We start from the raw sequence: 13,482 nt of genomic DNA on the forward strand, positions 1-13,482 counted from the left end.
AGCCATGAATTGGCTCGACGAAGTGAAGTGGGATGCAAACGGACTGGTGCCCGTGATCGCACAGGAGCAGGGCAGCAAGGACGTCCTGATGTTCGCCTGGATGAACCGCGAAGCACTGGCAAAGACCGCCGAAATCGGTCGCGCCGTGTATTTCAGCCGATCCCGCGGCAAGCTCTGGTTCAAGGGCGAGGAATCGGGCCACGTGCAGACCGTCCATGAGATTCGTATCGATTGCGACAATGACGTCGTGTTACTGAAGGTCACTCAGCTCGGACACGAGCCGGGGATTGCATGCCACACGGGCCGCCACAGCTGTTTTTTCAGCAAATACGAAAACGGCCGTTGGACAGTTGCCGAACCGGTCTTGAAAGACCCTGCCGCGATCTACACATCGTCCCCAAGATGAGCGACACACAATCCAACTCCGCGGACGCACTGGCGCGGCTGGCTGCCGTGATCGAGAGCCGGCTGCCTGCGCGCGGCGGCGATCCCGACAAGAGCTACGTCGCGCGCCTTCTTCATCGGGGGCCGGACGCTTTCCTGAAGAAAATCGGCGAAGAGGCGACCGAAGTTGTCATGGCGGCCAAGGATGCTGACCATGGCGGCGATCGCTCCAAACTGGTGAACGAAGTGGCCGATCTCTGGTTCCATAGCATGGTGGCGCTCGCGCATTACGGCTTTTCGCCAAGCGACGTGGTCGCAGAGCTCGAGCGCCGTGAAGGTACCAGCGGCATCGAGGAAAAAGCCCTGCGCAAGGCGCAGGATCGCGAAGCTTCCAACGACTGAGGAAACGAGAGGACACCATGCCCAACGACATCGTGACTGTCGAACCCAACGACTCCCTCAAGACCTGGGGCTGGGTCAGTTACATCCTGCACCTCGTGGTGGCAATCGGCGCGGTCCTGCCTGGTGCACAGGCTTCCGTCGGCCTGCTGCTGATCGCCCTGATCATCGACCTCGTCAAGCGCGACGAGGCGGCAGGCACTTGGCAGGCATCGCATTTCAGCTGGCGCATTCGAACGGTCGTGTTGGCCGGCGTGCTGTATGTGCTCACGGCATGGCTGTGGCTGCTTCTCTTCGTGCCGGGCTGGATCGCCTGGGCCCTGATTTCCCTTTGGTTCCTCTATCGCATCGTCAAGGGGATGGTGCGAATGAACGCGGGCCGATCCATGGAGCCATCGAATGTCCTCTGACCCGAACTGCGTCTTTTGCAAGATCATCGAGGGCAAGATTCCCTCGCGCAAGGTCTACGAGGATGAAGAACTCTTCGCCTTCCACGACATTGCGCCGTGGGCGCCAGTGCATTTCATGATCGTGCCGAAGCGGCATGTCCCTTCGATGGCACAGGTCAGCCCTGAAGACGCGCCTTTGCTCGGGAAGATCATGGTCCTGGCTCCCAAGCTGGCCACCGAGCAGGGTTGCAGGCCCTATCCGGACGGCGGTTTTCGTATCGTCGTCAATACCGGGGCCGAGGGCGGGCAGGAGGTCCACCATCTCCACATACACGTCATGGGCGGCCCCCGGCCATGGCTCAGAGGGTGATTCCCGCCCCATCAGGCGGCATTTGCGCGCCGTCTAAAATCTCTCATATTCTTCAGGAGTAATCCATGGGTTCACTTTCCATCTGGCACTGGCTGATCGTGCTGCTCGTCGTGGTGATGATCTTCGGCACCAAGAAGCTCCGCAACATGGGCTCGGACCTCGGCGGTGCGGTCAAGGGATTCAAGGACGGCATGCGCGACGGCTCGGCACCTGAAACGCCAGCCAACCCGAACGCTCAGGTGACCAACACCGGCGCTGCCGACAAGTCGACGATCGACGTCGAAGCGCGTCAGAAGTCCTGAGCCACAAACGTCCGTGATCGATCTCGGCATCTCGAAACTCGCGCTGATCGGCGCAGTCGCACTCATCGTCATCGGACCTGAAAAGCTGCCGCGCGTTGCCCGCACTGTGGGCACGCTGCTCGGCAAGGCGCAGCGCTACGTCAACGACGTCAAGGCCGAGGTCAATCGATCGATGGACCTGGACGAGTTGCGCAAGATGAAAGATACGGTGCAGGATGCCGCTCGCGATGTCCAGCACAGCATCCAATCGGGCGCGAGCGAGTTCGAAAAGCAGATTTCTGATATCGGCCACACGCCCGCCGATCAAGAGCCGGTGCTCGCCGCTTATCCGCAATACAAGCACCCACGCAAGAATTGGCGCTTGAAGCAGGGCGCCACGCCGCAGTGGTACAAGGCGCGCAACGGGGTGCGCACCAAGGCGCTCTCGGGCGCAGCGCGTGTAGCCCGTTACCGTCCTCACAAGATCAACTAGTTTCGGCGCGATCCGGGTGCATCGAGCGCGCCCTGAATTCCCGTCCGCAGCGCCCCCCACATGGCCGACTCCACCGACAAGAACAAAGAAGACGAACTGGCTGGCACCGAGCAGCCTTTCGTCCAACACCTGATGGAGCTGCGGGATCGCCTGCTCTATTGCGTCTATGGCCTCGTGGTTGCCGGCATCCTGCTTGCCATTTGGCCGGGCCCCAGCGGTTTGATCGACCTGATCGCCGTGCCGATCCGCAACCACATGCCACACGACGCGAAGTTGATCGCGGTGGGTGTTTTCTCGCCATTTTTCGTGCCGCTCAAGGTGCTGGCAATGACCGCGGTGCTCCTGGCGCTGCCTTGGCTCATGTACCAGGTCTGGATGTTCGTGGCGCCGGGGCTCTACAGCCACGAAAAGAAGTTTGCGCTGCCGCTGATCATCTTCGGCAGCCTGCTCGCATACGCCGGCATCGCGTTCGTCCAGTTCTTCGTTCTGGATAAGATGTTCGGCTTCATCCAGCGATTCACGCCGCCGTCTGTCGCCGCCACTCCGGATATTTCGTCGTACGTAGAGGCGATCCTGTCGCTCTACATCGCTTTTGGCGTGGCTTTCCAGGTGCCGATCGTGGTCATGTTGCTGGTGCGCTTCGAGATGGTTACCGTCGAAAAGCTGCGCTCATTCCGCGGTTATTTCATCGTCGTCGCCTTCGTGGTCGCGGCGGTGCTGACGCCGCCGGATGTCGTTTCTCAGCTTGCGCTCGCGATCCCGATGTGCCTGCTGTACGAAGTCGGCATCATCGGTGCGCGCTACTTCTCGAAGTACACCAAGGCGCCGGAAGAAAGCGCCGACTCCGCTCAGCCCTGAGCGGCAGCGGTCGCCTCTGTCACTCGGTCTCCGAGGGCACGCGTCGGACCGGCGATTTGGGCCTCGCGCCTGCGGTCACTTCCAGTTCGAGCTTGTCGCCGCCCCGCTGCATGGCAAATCGGGTCGAATTGCCTGGCTTGAGACCGGCCACGGCGGTCAGCAGCTCCTGGACATTTCGGATGTCCTTATTGCCGACGCCCGTAATGACGTCGCCAGGGCGAACGCCCGCCTTCGCCGCCGGCCCGTTTTGCAGCACGCCAGTGATGATCACGCCAGTCTTGGCCTTGACGCCGAAGGTCTCGGCCAGCTCGGGAGACAGTTCGTTCGGCTCCACGCCGATCCATCCGCGCGTGACCTTGCCGGTCTTGACGATGTCCTCCAGCACCTGTTTGGCCGTCGAGACCGGAATGGCAAACCCGATCCCCATGCTGCCGCCCGAACGCGAATAGATGGCGGTGTTGATGCCTTCGAGATTGCCGTTGACGTCGATCAACGCGCCGCCCGAATTGCCCGGATTGATGGCGGCATCGGTCTGGATGAAGTTTTCGAAGGTGTTGATGCCGAGTTGGTTGCGCCCGAGCGCCGAAACGATGCCGCTCGTGACGGTCTGACCGACCCCGAACGGATTGCCGATGGCGAGCACCTGGTCTCCCACTTGCAACGCATCGGAGTCGCCGAGGACCACCACCGGCAGCTTGTCCAGATCGATCTTGAGGACGGCCAGATCCGTATCCGGATCGGTCCCGATCACCTTGCCGTGCGCGTGGCGGCCATCGTTGAGCGTGACTTCGATTTCGTCGGCGCCCTCGACCACGTGATTGTTGGTGAGGATGTAACCGTCCGCGCTGACGATCACGCCGCTGCCCAGTCCAACCTGCGGCTGGTTGGCGCCCGGGTCGCCGAAAAAGAAGCGAAACCAAGGGTCGTTATTGCGGGGATTCAGCTGTGCCGCCTTGCTGGTGTTGATGCTGACAACCGCGGGCGACGCCTTCTTGGCCGCGCCGCTCAGACTACCGGGCGCCGTCGCCTGTGGATTTACGGGGGGCGCCTGCGTCAAGGCAATCGTGCCTCGCAGCCCGTTTGCTTGCCTGTCGAGCCACTCGGGCTTGAGTGTTCCAACGACAAAATAGGCCGCGAGAAGAACGGTAACGGCTTGGGCAAACAGCAGCCAGATGCGTTTCATGAAAAGAACTGATCCGAGGAAGTAAATGCGCCTCTGTGGGTGGGCGCAGTGCTTTTCATTGTCCCTCAACGCGCGACAGGTTTCCGGGTCTGCAGCCGCGCCCCTGGCATGCAGCCGGCGTCTGCCGGGTCCACAATGGCGCGATGAGCACGACCCGCCATGAACTACTTCTCGCCTTCGACGTGCTGCTTGCTCCCGAGCGATTCAAGGACTACGGACCGAACGGCCTCCAGGTCGAAGGCCGCACGACCGTCCGGAAGATCGTTTCCGGCGTGACTGCGAGCCGCGCGCTGATCGAAGCCGCCATTCACGCCGAAGCCGATGCCATCTTTGTCCATCACGGGCTTTTCTGGCGCGGCCAGGACGGGCGCGTGACTGGCTGGATGCGTCAGCGCCTCGGCCTGCTGCTCGGCGATGACGTCAACCTTTTCGCATATCACTTGCCCCTTGATGCACATCCGGAGTTGGGCAACAACGCTCAATTGGGCGCAAAGCTCGGACTGACCGCCCACGCCGGCTCAACGGGGCGGTTCGGGGATCAGGAACTCGGATTTTTCGGTGGACGAGCGGACGGCGAAGTCTTTGCCAACGCCGCCGCGCTGGCGGCGCATGCCGAGAAAGCGCTCCAAAAGAAAGTCACATTGGTGGGTCCCGCGCAGCAGCGTCCCATCAGGAGCGTGGCTTGGTGCACGGGCGGGGCCCAGGGCTACTTCGAGGCGGCGATCGCGGCGGGCGCGGACGCCTTCATCACCGGCGAAATCTCCGAACCCCAGGCTCACTATGCGCGTGAAATGAACGTGGCGTTCCTAGCGTGCGGGCATCACGCAACGGAACGCTACGGCGCACCTGCGGTCGCCGGCCATGTGGCCGCCCAACTGGGTCTCGCGCACGAATTCATCGACATTGACAATCCGGCGTGAGCAATCTTCAGTTTCCCATCGCGATCACACTGGGCGATCCCGCCGGCATCGGGCCGGAGATCATCGTCAAGGCCTTCGGCGGTAACGCGCATGATCTGCGGGGATGCTTCGTCGCCGGTGACGTCGGCATCATTCGGCGCGCTGCGCAATCCTTGGCGGTTCCGGGTTCGCTGCCGCTGCCCGTTGCAGAAATCGAATCACCCGACGCTGCGGCCGATGTCCCGCCTGCCTGCGTACCGGTCCTGCAGGTGGTCGATAAAGTCAGGACGCCAATCGACGTCGGGCGAGTCAGCGCGGTCGCGGGGCGCATCGCGGGTGAGTGCGTCGTTTGGGCCGCTCGAGCAGCCCTGAAAGGCGACATCGCGGCGGTCGTGACTGCGCCTTTGCACAAGGAAGCGCTGTCTGCGGCGGGCTTTCAGTTCCCGGGACACACCGAGTTGCTTCAGTTCGAGACTGCAATCCATCTGGGCCGTCCAGTGGCTGAAGTCCCGGTCCGCATGATGCTTGCCAACGACGAACTGCGAACCGTGCTGGTCAGCATTCACATGTCGCTGCGCAATGCGATCGAGGCGGTGACGCTCGACGGTGTTCTCGACACGATGAGGATCACGCATCGCGCGTTGAGCGCAGTGCTGGGCCGGTCTCCGAAGATTGGCGTGGCGGGGCTCAATCCACACGCTGGCGAAGGAGGTCTTTTCGGGAACGAGGAGCGCGACGTCATTGCGCCGGCGATTGCGGCTGCGAGGAAAGAGGGCATCGATGCCGATGGACCCCATGCGCCGGACACCGTTTTCATGCGGGCCCGCAAGAAGTCTGCAGGGGGAGGGGAGTTCGACGTGGTGATTGCGATGTATCACGACCAAGGCCTGATTCCGGTCAAGTACCTCGGCGTCGAGAAGGGCGTCAACGTCACACTCGGCTTGGCGCTGGTACGGACCAGCCCTGATCACGGCACTGCGTTCGACATTGCCGGCACGGGGCGTGCCGATCCGTCGAGCCTCGTCGAGGCGGTGCGCATGGCACGCACGCTCTCGCGAGACGCTGCGGCGCTCAGGGCCGCTTGAGGTTGTCGCGGATTTCGCGGAGCAACAGGACGTCTTCCGGCGTGGCGGCTGGCGGCGGCGGCGCAGCGTCGATCGCGTTCTTCACCTTGTTGATCTGCTTGACCATCAGGAAAATGATGAAGGCGAGGATCACGAAATTGAGCGCAACGGTAATGAAGTTGCCGTACGCCAGCACAGGAACGTTGGCCTTCTTGAGTTCGATGAGGTTGTCGGCGACGTTCGGCGGTTTTTGCGCCAGCAGGATGTACAGGTTCGAGAAGTCGAGTCTGCCGAAGACAAGGCCAACCAGCGGCATGATGATGTCGCTCACCAGCGAGTCGACGATCTTGGCGAAAGCGGCGCCGATGATCACACCGACTGCGAGGTCGATCACGTTTCCCTTGACGGCAAACTCTCGAAACTCCTTGAAGAAACTCATGCCGGGTACCTCATGTGCGGATTGAGACGCCGGCCAGTATAGGGCTGCGACTCAAGGGTTTTATCAAGGGGGAACTCGTCGCTCTCGCGCGACTCGGCGCGTTGAAATCGGCATTTACGCTCCGCTACAATCGCCGGTTGACCCCAAGACCCTAGCGAAGAACATTGAGGATCCCCATGAGTGACAGCACCGCCGGCCGCCCCCGGATCGACACTAGCAAGCGGACGTGGTTGATCGCATCAGGTTGTGCAGGAGCGGTGGGCGGAGTGGCAGTTGCCATTCCGTTCGTCAGCACCTTCGAGCCTTCAGAAAAAGCCAAGGCTGCCGGTGCGCCGGTCGAAGTCGACATCAGCGGCCTTCAGGTGGGCGAAAAAATGACCGTCGAATGGCGGGGCAAGCCTGTTTGGATTCTCAAGCGCACACCCGAACAAATCGCTGAGTTGCCCAAGCTCGATCCGCTACTTGCCGATCCCCAATCAAAGCGCAATCCCGACGAGTTCACTCCTCCCTATGCGCGCAACGAGCACCGCTCGATCAAGCCCGAAATCCTCGTTGTCGTCGGCATCTGCACCCACTTGGGTTGTTCGCCAACGGACAGATTCCAGCCCGGCCCGCAACCTTCGCTGCCGGACGACTGGCACGGCGGCTTCCTCTGCCCCTGTCATGGTTCAACTTTCGATCTGGCGGCTCGCGTGTTCAAGAACAAGCCCGCGCCGGACAATCTCCCGGTGCCTCCGCACATGTATCTCTCCGACACCCGCCTCCTGATCGGCGACGACAAGAAGGCTTGAGGAGAACGACATGGCTGAACTCAAGGAAATCTCCCCCAACGCACCCGCCGGCGAAAAGTTGCTGAACTGGGTCGACAACCGCTTCCCGCTGACCAAGCTCTGGAACGATCAGTGGGGCAAGTACTACGCGCCCAAGAACTTCAATTTCTGGTACATCTTCGGCTCTCTCGCGATGCTGGTCCTCGTGATCCAGATCGTGACGGGCATCTTCCTCGTGATGCACTACAAGCCGGACGCGCAACTCGCGTTCGCGTCGGTCGAGTACATCATGCGAGATGTGCCTTGGGGCTGGCTGATCCGCTACATGCACTCGACGGGAGCTTCGGCGTTCTTCATCGTCGTCTACCTGCACATGTTCCGCGGGCTCATCTACGGAAGCTACCGCAAGCCGCGAGAACTGATTTGGATCTTCGGCTGCGCCATCTTTCTTTGCCTGATGGCCGAGGCGTTCATGGGCTATCTGCTGCCTTGGGGTCAGATGAGCTACTGGGGCGCACAGGTGATCGTCAACCTGTTCTCCGCGATTCCATTCGTCGGCCCTGATCTCGCGATCCTGATTCGCGGTGACTACGTGGTGAGCGACGCTACCCTGAATCGCTTCTTCAGCTTCCACGTCATTGCGGTGCCGTTGGTGCTGCTCGGCCTTGTCGTCGCTCACTTGATCGCGCTTCACGAAGTGGGGTCGAACAATCCCGATGGCATCGAGATCAAGGCCAATCGCGGTCCTGACGGCAATCCGCTGGATGGCATCCCGTCGCACCCCTACTACACGGTGCATGACATCTTCGGCGTCGTTGTGTTCCTGACGATCTTCTCGGCCGTGATCTTCTTCGCGCCAGAAGCGGGTGGGTATTTCCTCGAATACAACAACTTCATCCCGGCCGATTCGCTGAAGACGCCGAATCACATCGCACCAGTCTGGTATTTCACGCCTTTCTATTCAATGCTCCGCGCGATCACCAGCGAGATGATGTACGCGCTCATTGCCTGCGTGGTCGCCGGTGCAGCGTTTGGCGTCTTGAAGACACGCATCCCGTCGATCTTCAAGGGGCTCATCGTGATCGTGGCGCTCGGCGTGGCCGCGATGATGCTGTCGATCGATGCGAAGTTCTGGGGCGTTCTCGTGATGGGCGGCGCCGTCATCATCCTGTTCTTCCTGCCTTGGCTGGACCACAGCCCTGTGAAGTCGATTCGCTACCGCCCGAGCTGGCACAAGTTCCTGTACGGGATTTTCGTCATCAACTTCGTGGTGCTTGCGTACCTGGGTGTTCAACCGCCGTCGCCTACCGGCGAGCGGGTGTCGCAAGTGGGTACCTTGTTCTATTTCGGCTTCTTTCTGCTAATGCCGTGGTGGAGCCGCCTGGGTGAATTCAAGCCGGTCCCTGAGCGCGTGACCTTTGCAGCGCACTGACCGGGAGAAGACAAGAATGAAGAAACTGATCCTCACGTTGATCGCAGCGCTTGGTTTCGTAGCAGGCGCGCACGCCGCGGAAGAAGGCATGCCTTGGGACAAGGCGCCAAATCGGACGAACGACCTCGCAGCTTTGCAGAACGGCGCCAAGCTTTTCGTCAACTACTGTCTGAACTGCCACTCGGCTGCGTTCATGCGCTACAACAGGCTGCAGGACCTCGGCATCACTGAGCAGCAGATCAAGGACAACCTGCTCTTCACGACCGACAAGGTCGGTGAGACCATGAAGGCCAACATCGATCCACGCCAAGCCAAGGAGTGGTTCGGTGCCGTTCCGCCCGACCTGACGCTCGTCGCGCGCTCGCGCGCAGGCCATGGTGGCACCGGTGCAGACTATCTCTACACCTACCTGCGGACTTTCTACCGAGACGACACGAAGGCGACCGGTTGGAATAATCTTGCATTTCCGAGCGTGGCCATGCCACACGTCTTGTGGGAATTGCAGGGTGAACGCCGCCCGATTTTCGACAAGGTCGAATCGCACGGTCACGAAACCGAGGTGTTCAAGGGTTGGGAGCAATTTACCCCGGGAACCATGACGCCGTTGCAATACGATCAGGCTGTGGGTGACCTCGTCAGCTACCTCCAGTGGATGGCCGAACCGGCGCAGAACACGCGCATCAGGGTTGGTGTCTGGGTGCTGTTGTTCCTCGTCATGGCTGTGGTCTTTGTTTGGCGGTTGAATGCCGCGTACTGGAAAGACGTCAAGTAGTACGACGACGATGCCGATCAGTCGCCTTGCGCGTCTGGTCCCGCAGAGTGGGTTGCGAACGCGACCCACTCTTTTTGATTTTTAGGAGCCTTTCGCCATGATGGTCTTGTATTCGGGAACGACCTGCCCTTTTTCACACCGCTGCCGCTTCGTGCTGTTCGAGAAAGGCATGGATTTCGAGATTCGCGACGTCGATCTCTACAACAAGCCTGAAGATATCAGCGTCATGAACCCCTATGGGCAGGTTCCGATCCTTGTGGAGCGCGACCTGATCCTGTACGAGTCGAACATCATCAACGAGTACATCGACGAGCGCTTTCCGCATCCGCAATTGATGCCTGGCGATCCGGTCGACAGGGCTCGCGTCCGACTGTTCCTGCTCAATTTCGAGAAGGAGTTGTTCGTGCATGTGTCGACGCTCGAAAATCGCAGTTCGAAGGGTAACGAGAAGGCGCTCGAGAAGGCCCGCTCGCACATTCGCGACCGGCTGACGCAGCTTGCGCCTGTGTTCCTCAAGAACAAGTACATGCTGGGTGACAATTTCTCGATGCTCGACGTGGCGATCGCGCCACTGCTGTGGCGCCTTGACTACTATGGCATCGACCTGAGCAAGAACGCTGCGCCGCTTTTGAAGTACGCTGAACGAATCTTCTCTCGTCCCGCCTACATCGAAGCACTGACCCCGTCCGAAAAGGTCATGCGCAAGTGAAGCGCTGACGCCGCCGGTCATGATCAACGCACTCGAATCGTCATCCACTCGCCCGTACCTGATACGGGCGCTGTATGAATGGTGCACGGACAACGGCTTCACGCCGTACGTCGCGGTTCAGGTCGACGATACCGTCCAGGTGCCCCGTGAGTACGTCAAGAACGGCGAGATCGTGCTGAACATCAGTTTCGATGCCACGAGCTCGCTCAATCTTGGCAACGAGTTCATCGAATTCAAGGCTCGCTTTGCGGGCACGGCGCGCGAAATCAGTGTGCCGGTGGGTCGCGTGATCGCGATCTACGCGCGCGAAAACGGGCAAGGAATGGCCTTTCCTGCGCCTGCGCCAGGACCTGCGCAGATCGAAACGGGCTCGGTTCCGGGGAACTCCACGCCGCCGTCCGCCCCGACACGGACGCCGTTGCGGGACGCTTCGCGGGGCACTGAAGGCGATGCAAGCAAGATCGTCCATCTTGTGACCGGCGAAGGTGCTGAAGAAGCTGTCGAGACCACGGATGCACCCGTGGACCCGGCGGACCCGCCCCGGCCGCCCAATGGTGGAGGCTCGCGGCCTTCACTCAAGCGAATCAAGTGAAATTCGAGCAGGCGCCGCGCCGCTAGAATCCGTCAATACGCCGCTTTAGCTCAGTTGGTAGAGCAACCGCCTTGTAAGCGGTAGGTCGTCAGTTCGATTCCGACAAGCGGCACCACTTCCCTTGCAGGGCGCCATCTGGCCGCGACTGCGGCGCCAGAATGGATGCGCAGATCCGATGCTCTTCAATTTGGATCCATGCTGCGCGCCGCCACAGAATGTTTCGCGGAAGGGCGCTTACACAGCGAACATGTCCCCCTGACTTTGCCTGACGATCGACTCTGCGTCGGCCATGATCTCCTTGATCAGGATACCGGCAGAAGGCAGCTCATGGATCAGTACAGCGACCACGCCGCACGACCAGGCACTGGCGTCCATGCGCCCCATCGCATGACCTTCGGGTAGACGCCGCCCACTTGCGCGGCCATGTCGCCCAAGCTGATCGCAGTCCCGAGTTCGCGCTCTTTGACAGGAGGTTGATTGCGACCGGCTTGACCGTCGTCGGTCGGCATCGCTCGATTTCCCCAGCGAAGAGTCCGCCGGTGTGCTTTGCGTGAGGGAGGTCAACGTGCCGAGTCCGCCAGCATTCGAAACGGCTGCAGCGAACCTTGGCGGCTGCGATATTGTCGGCCCACATCCTGATCGGAGAGGCGGCCGGCACTACGATGCCAAACGAATATCCTGTCAGGCCAACGAAGTAGGACGGGTCCGTGGCTGCATCCCACTTCAGGTCGGTCGTGTAGGGCAGGCGATAGATGCCCAGGGAAGCAATGCCCAAGGTGGAGCCGCCGTTGCCGGCGCTCCGAAGCACTTTGCTTGGCAAAGTCCCACCAGCGCTTGGCCGGCTCTCGACGATCACGGGTTGCTTCAGCAGCTTCGAAACGCCCCAAACATGTTCAGGACCTCTGCTGTTGCCTGTCACGAACGGCCATGACTTCTTCCTCGACCTCCCGCAGGCGGTCCTTGCCGAAGAACATCTCTGTTCCAACGAAGAAGGTAGGCGAGCCGAACGCTCCGCGCGCATGCGCTTCTTGCGTACTGGCCATCAGTTGCGCTTTCACCTCCGGAGCTTGGCTCAGCGCCACGAGCGCGTCGGCGTCCAACTCGGCCGCACGCAGCTGCGCCCGCATCACTTCCAGTTCGTCCATCTTCTTCTCCTGCTCCCACATGCTCGAGAAGACCACCTCGACATAGCGATCGAAGCAGCCTAGCTTCTGTGCCGCGACCGCCGCCCGCATGATTTGCAGCGTATTAATGGGAAAAAATGGATTGCGTCGGAAGGCGGTGAGCCCATGCTTTCGCACGAAACGCTGGAGCTCCAGGAGCTCGTAATTGCGCTTGTTCGGGATTTCGGCATTCGTCTCGCCGGGCGAGCGATTGTTGGTGAGCTTGAACAAGCCGCCCAACAGGATCGGCACGTATTCAAAACGCGCTGCGCTGCGCGCCTCGATCTCCGGAATGAGCTTGTGACTGAGGTAGGCGTTGGGGCTACCGAAGTCGAAAAGAATTTGCACAGGAACAGGATTCATAAGACGTGCTTGCTGGAATGGCCGGCGGCTCTCACCAGGATTCCATCCACGGCCGGATCTCGGTCTCGTGAGTCCAGGCGTCCCGCGGTTGCATATGCAGCTGCCAGTACAGATCTGCGATGTGATTTGGATCGACGATGCCGCCCTGGTCTTTGAGCTGATAGCGCTCCGGGAAGTTGGTGCGGATGAACTCGGTATCGATGGCGCCGTCCACGACCGGATGCGCCACATGGATGCCCTTGGGCCACAGCTCGCGCGCCATGCTCTGCGCAAGTGCGCGCAGCGCGTGCTTGGCACCCGCAAACGCCGCGAAGCCATCCCGGCCGCGCAAGCTCGCGGTGGCCCCCGTGAAGATGATCGTTCCACGGCCGCGCGGAAGCATGGCCTTGGCGGCTTCCCTGCCCATCAGAAATCCGGCAAAGCAGGCCATTTCCCAGACCTTGTAGTACACGCGGGCGGTGGTCTCCGTAATGGGAAAGCGCACATTGGCCCCAATATTGAAGATAGCCACTTCGATGGGCGCGATCTCGTTTTCGATCTTCTGCACCAGAGCAACCATCTCCTCTTCTTTGCGGGCGTCGCTTCCGAAGCCGTGCGCCTCACCGCCGGCAGCGCGGATCTGGTCCACGAGGGGTTTCAGCTTCTGAGCGTCGCGCCGAGTCACGCAGGCGATGTAGCCCTCGCGCGCGAACCGCTGCGCGATCGCTCCGCCAGTGGCATCGCCGGCACCGATCACGAGAACCGCTTTCTTTTCTGACATTGAATTTCCTTGGCTGGGTTTGAAGGAATTCACCGTGCGCGACTATTGCGAACACGTGAACGACCGGCGTTGCGCGGAGAGCTCGGACGCCTGCTTGGACAGTTCGTGCTTGAGGATCTTTCCGGCGGAAGACTTCCTCGTTGCCCGGGGCTTGGCGGCCGA

General features: G+C 60.9%; 19 protein-coding genes, 1 tRNA gene and 1 pseudogene. 15 read left to right on the plus strand and 6 right to left on the minus strand.

Annotated elements, in window-relative coordinates; genetic code table 11:
- The first annotated feature begins 4 nt into the window (after positions 1-4).
- The 7 genes from hisI (at position 5) to tatC (ending at position 3,174) form a co-directional block, all read left to right on the plus strand.
- Positions 5-406, plus strand: a complete 402-nt coding sequence (gene hisI / locus AC1DEK_RS12135) for a phosphoribosyl-AMP cyclohydrolase (RefSeq protein ID WP_478125483.1) — start codon at positions 5-7, stop codon at positions 404-406.
- The gene (locus tag AC1DEK_RS12140) at positions 403-786 is read left to right on the plus strand and encodes a phosphoribosyl-ATP diphosphatase (protein WP_478125484.1); all 384 of its coding nucleotides are present in this window, start codon (positions 403-405) and stop codon (positions 784-786) included. Before hisI ends, AC1DEK_RS12140 begins: the two co-directional genes overlap by 4 nt.
- Before the next feature lie 17 nt (positions 787-803).
- On the plus strand, positions 804-1,193 hold the full coding sequence (locus AC1DEK_RS12145) for a DUF4870 family protein (protein WP_478125485.1): 390 nt from the start codon (positions 804-806) through the stop codon (positions 1,191-1,193).
- The gene (locus AC1DEK_RS12150; RefSeq protein WP_478125486.1) at positions 1,183-1,542 is read left to right on the plus strand and encodes a histidine triad nucleotide-binding protein; all 360 of its coding nucleotides are present in this window, start codon (positions 1,183-1,185) and stop codon (positions 1,540-1,542) included. The genes AC1DEK_RS12145 and AC1DEK_RS12150 overlap by 11 nt, the downstream gene beginning before the upstream one ends.
- 65 nt (positions 1,543-1,607) lie before the next feature.
- Positions 1,608-1,844 carry a Sec-independent protein translocase subunit TatA gene (gene tatA / locus AC1DEK_RS12155; RefSeq protein ID WP_478125487.1) on the plus strand — a complete coding sequence of 79 codons (237 nt, stop codon included), beginning with the start codon at positions 1,608-1,610 and terminating at the stop codon, positions 1,842-1,844.
- A 13-nt stretch (positions 1,845-1,857) separates the two neighbouring features.
- Positions 1,858-2,316 (plus strand): Sec-independent protein translocase protein TatB, encoded by a 459-nt coding sequence (gene tatB / locus AC1DEK_RS12160; protein WP_478125488.1) that lies wholly within the window; start codon positions 1,858-1,860, stop codon positions 2,314-2,316.
- Between the two features lie 60 nt (positions 2,317-2,376).
- Positions 2,377-3,174, plus strand: coding sequence for a twin-arginine translocase subunit TatC (gene tatC, locus AC1DEK_RS12165; RefSeq protein ID WP_478125489.1), 798 nt, complete (start codon positions 2,377-2,379; stop codon positions 3,172-3,174).
- Positions 3,175-3,193: 19 nt separating this feature from the next.
- Here tatC and AC1DEK_RS12170 read toward each other — a convergent pair whose 3' ends face one another.
- Complete coding sequence (locus AC1DEK_RS12170; protein WP_478125490.1) at positions 3,194-4,357, minus strand: Do family serine endopeptidase; 1,164 nt, start codon at positions 4,355-4,357, stop codon at positions 3,194-3,196.
- 143 nt (positions 4,358-4,500) lie between these two features.
- On the opposite strand from AC1DEK_RS12170, the gene AC1DEK_RS12175 reads away from it, so the two are divergent.
- Positions 4,501-5,277: a Nif3-like dinuclear metal center hexameric protein gene (locus tag AC1DEK_RS12175; RefSeq protein ID WP_478125491.1), complete on the plus strand. Its 777-nt coding sequence runs from the start codon at positions 4,501-4,503 to the stop codon at positions 5,275-5,277.
- Entirely contained in the window at positions 5,274-6,341 is a 1,068-nt protein-coding gene (pdxA, locus tag AC1DEK_RS12180; protein WP_478125492.1) for a 4-hydroxythreonine-4-phosphate dehydrogenase PdxA, read from the plus strand. Before AC1DEK_RS12175 ends, pdxA begins: the two co-directional genes overlap by 4 nt.
- On the opposite strand, the gene mscL is transcribed toward pdxA, so the two are convergent.
- Positions 6,328-6,759: a large conductance mechanosensitive channel protein MscL gene (gene mscL / locus AC1DEK_RS12185; protein ID WP_478125493.1), complete on the minus strand. Its 432-nt coding sequence runs from the start codon at positions 6,757-6,759 to the stop codon at positions 6,328-6,330. The genes pdxA and mscL overlap by 14 nt on opposite strands.
- A gap of 176 nt (positions 6,760-6,935) precedes the next feature.
- On the opposite strand from mscL, the gene petA reads away from it, so the two are divergent.
- The 6 genes from petA to AC1DEK_RS12215 all read left to right on the plus strand — a co-directional run bounded on the left by petA (position 6,936) and on the right by AC1DEK_RS12215 (position 11,149).
- Positions 6,936-7,550, plus strand: a complete 615-nt coding sequence (petA, locus tag AC1DEK_RS12190; RefSeq protein ID WP_478125494.1) for a ubiquinol-cytochrome c reductase iron-sulfur subunit — start codon at positions 6,936-6,938, stop codon at positions 7,548-7,550.
- A gap of 10 nt (positions 7,551-7,560) precedes the next feature.
- Positions 7,561-8,961 (plus strand): cytochrome b, encoded by a 1,401-nt coding sequence (locus AC1DEK_RS12195; protein WP_478125495.1) that lies wholly within the window; start codon positions 7,561-7,563, stop codon positions 8,959-8,961.
- A gap of 16 nt (positions 8,962-8,977) precedes the next feature.
- Positions 8,978-9,733 (plus strand): cytochrome c1, encoded by a 756-nt coding sequence (locus tag AC1DEK_RS12200; protein WP_478125496.1) that lies wholly within the window; start codon positions 8,978-8,980, stop codon positions 9,731-9,733.
- Between the two features lie 97 nt (positions 9,734-9,830).
- Positions 9,831-10,442, plus strand: a complete 612-nt coding sequence (locus AC1DEK_RS12205) for a glutathione S-transferase N-terminal domain-containing protein (RefSeq protein ID WP_088955903.1) — start codon at positions 9,831-9,833, stop codon at positions 10,440-10,442.
- 19 nt (positions 10,443-10,461) lie between these two features.
- The gene (locus AC1DEK_RS12210) at positions 10,462-11,034 is read left to right on the plus strand and encodes a ClpXP protease specificity-enhancing factor (protein WP_478125497.1); all 573 of its coding nucleotides are present in this window, start codon (positions 10,462-10,464) and stop codon (positions 11,032-11,034) included.
- A gap of 39 nt (positions 11,035-11,073) precedes the next feature.
- Positions 11,074-11,149, plus strand: a tRNA-Thr gene (locus tag AC1DEK_RS12215).
- 217 nt (positions 11,150-11,366) lie between these two features.
- On the opposite strand, the gene AC1DEK_RS12220 is transcribed toward AC1DEK_RS12215, so the two are convergent.
- From AC1DEK_RS12220 to AC1DEK_RS12235, 4 genes and pseudogenes are all read right to left on the minus strand, one after another.
- Complete coding sequence (locus AC1DEK_RS12220) at positions 11,367-11,543, minus strand: hypothetical protein (protein WP_478125861.1); 177 nt, start codon at positions 11,541-11,543, stop codon at positions 11,367-11,369.
- Between the two features lie 149 nt (positions 11,544-11,692).
- Positions 11,693-11,953 (minus strand): annotated as a pseudogene (locus AC1DEK_RS12225) (tripartite tricarboxylate transporter substrate-binding protein); the annotation flags it as partial.
- Entirely contained in the window at positions 11,928-12,560 is a 633-nt protein-coding gene (locus tag AC1DEK_RS12230) for a DsbA family protein (RefSeq protein WP_478125498.1), read from the minus strand. The pseudogene AC1DEK_RS12225 and the gene AC1DEK_RS12230, both read right to left, overlap by 26 nt.
- Positions 12,561-12,591: 31 nt before the next feature.
- A complete protein-coding gene (locus AC1DEK_RS12235) occupies positions 12,592-13,320 on the minus strand; it encodes an SDR family oxidoreductase (protein ID WP_478125499.1) in 729 nt (242 codons plus the stop codon).
- Between the last annotated feature and the right edge of the window lie 162 nt (positions 13,321-13,482).

The sequence above is a fragment of the Variovorax sp. 10N420 genome (assembly GCF_056394705.1).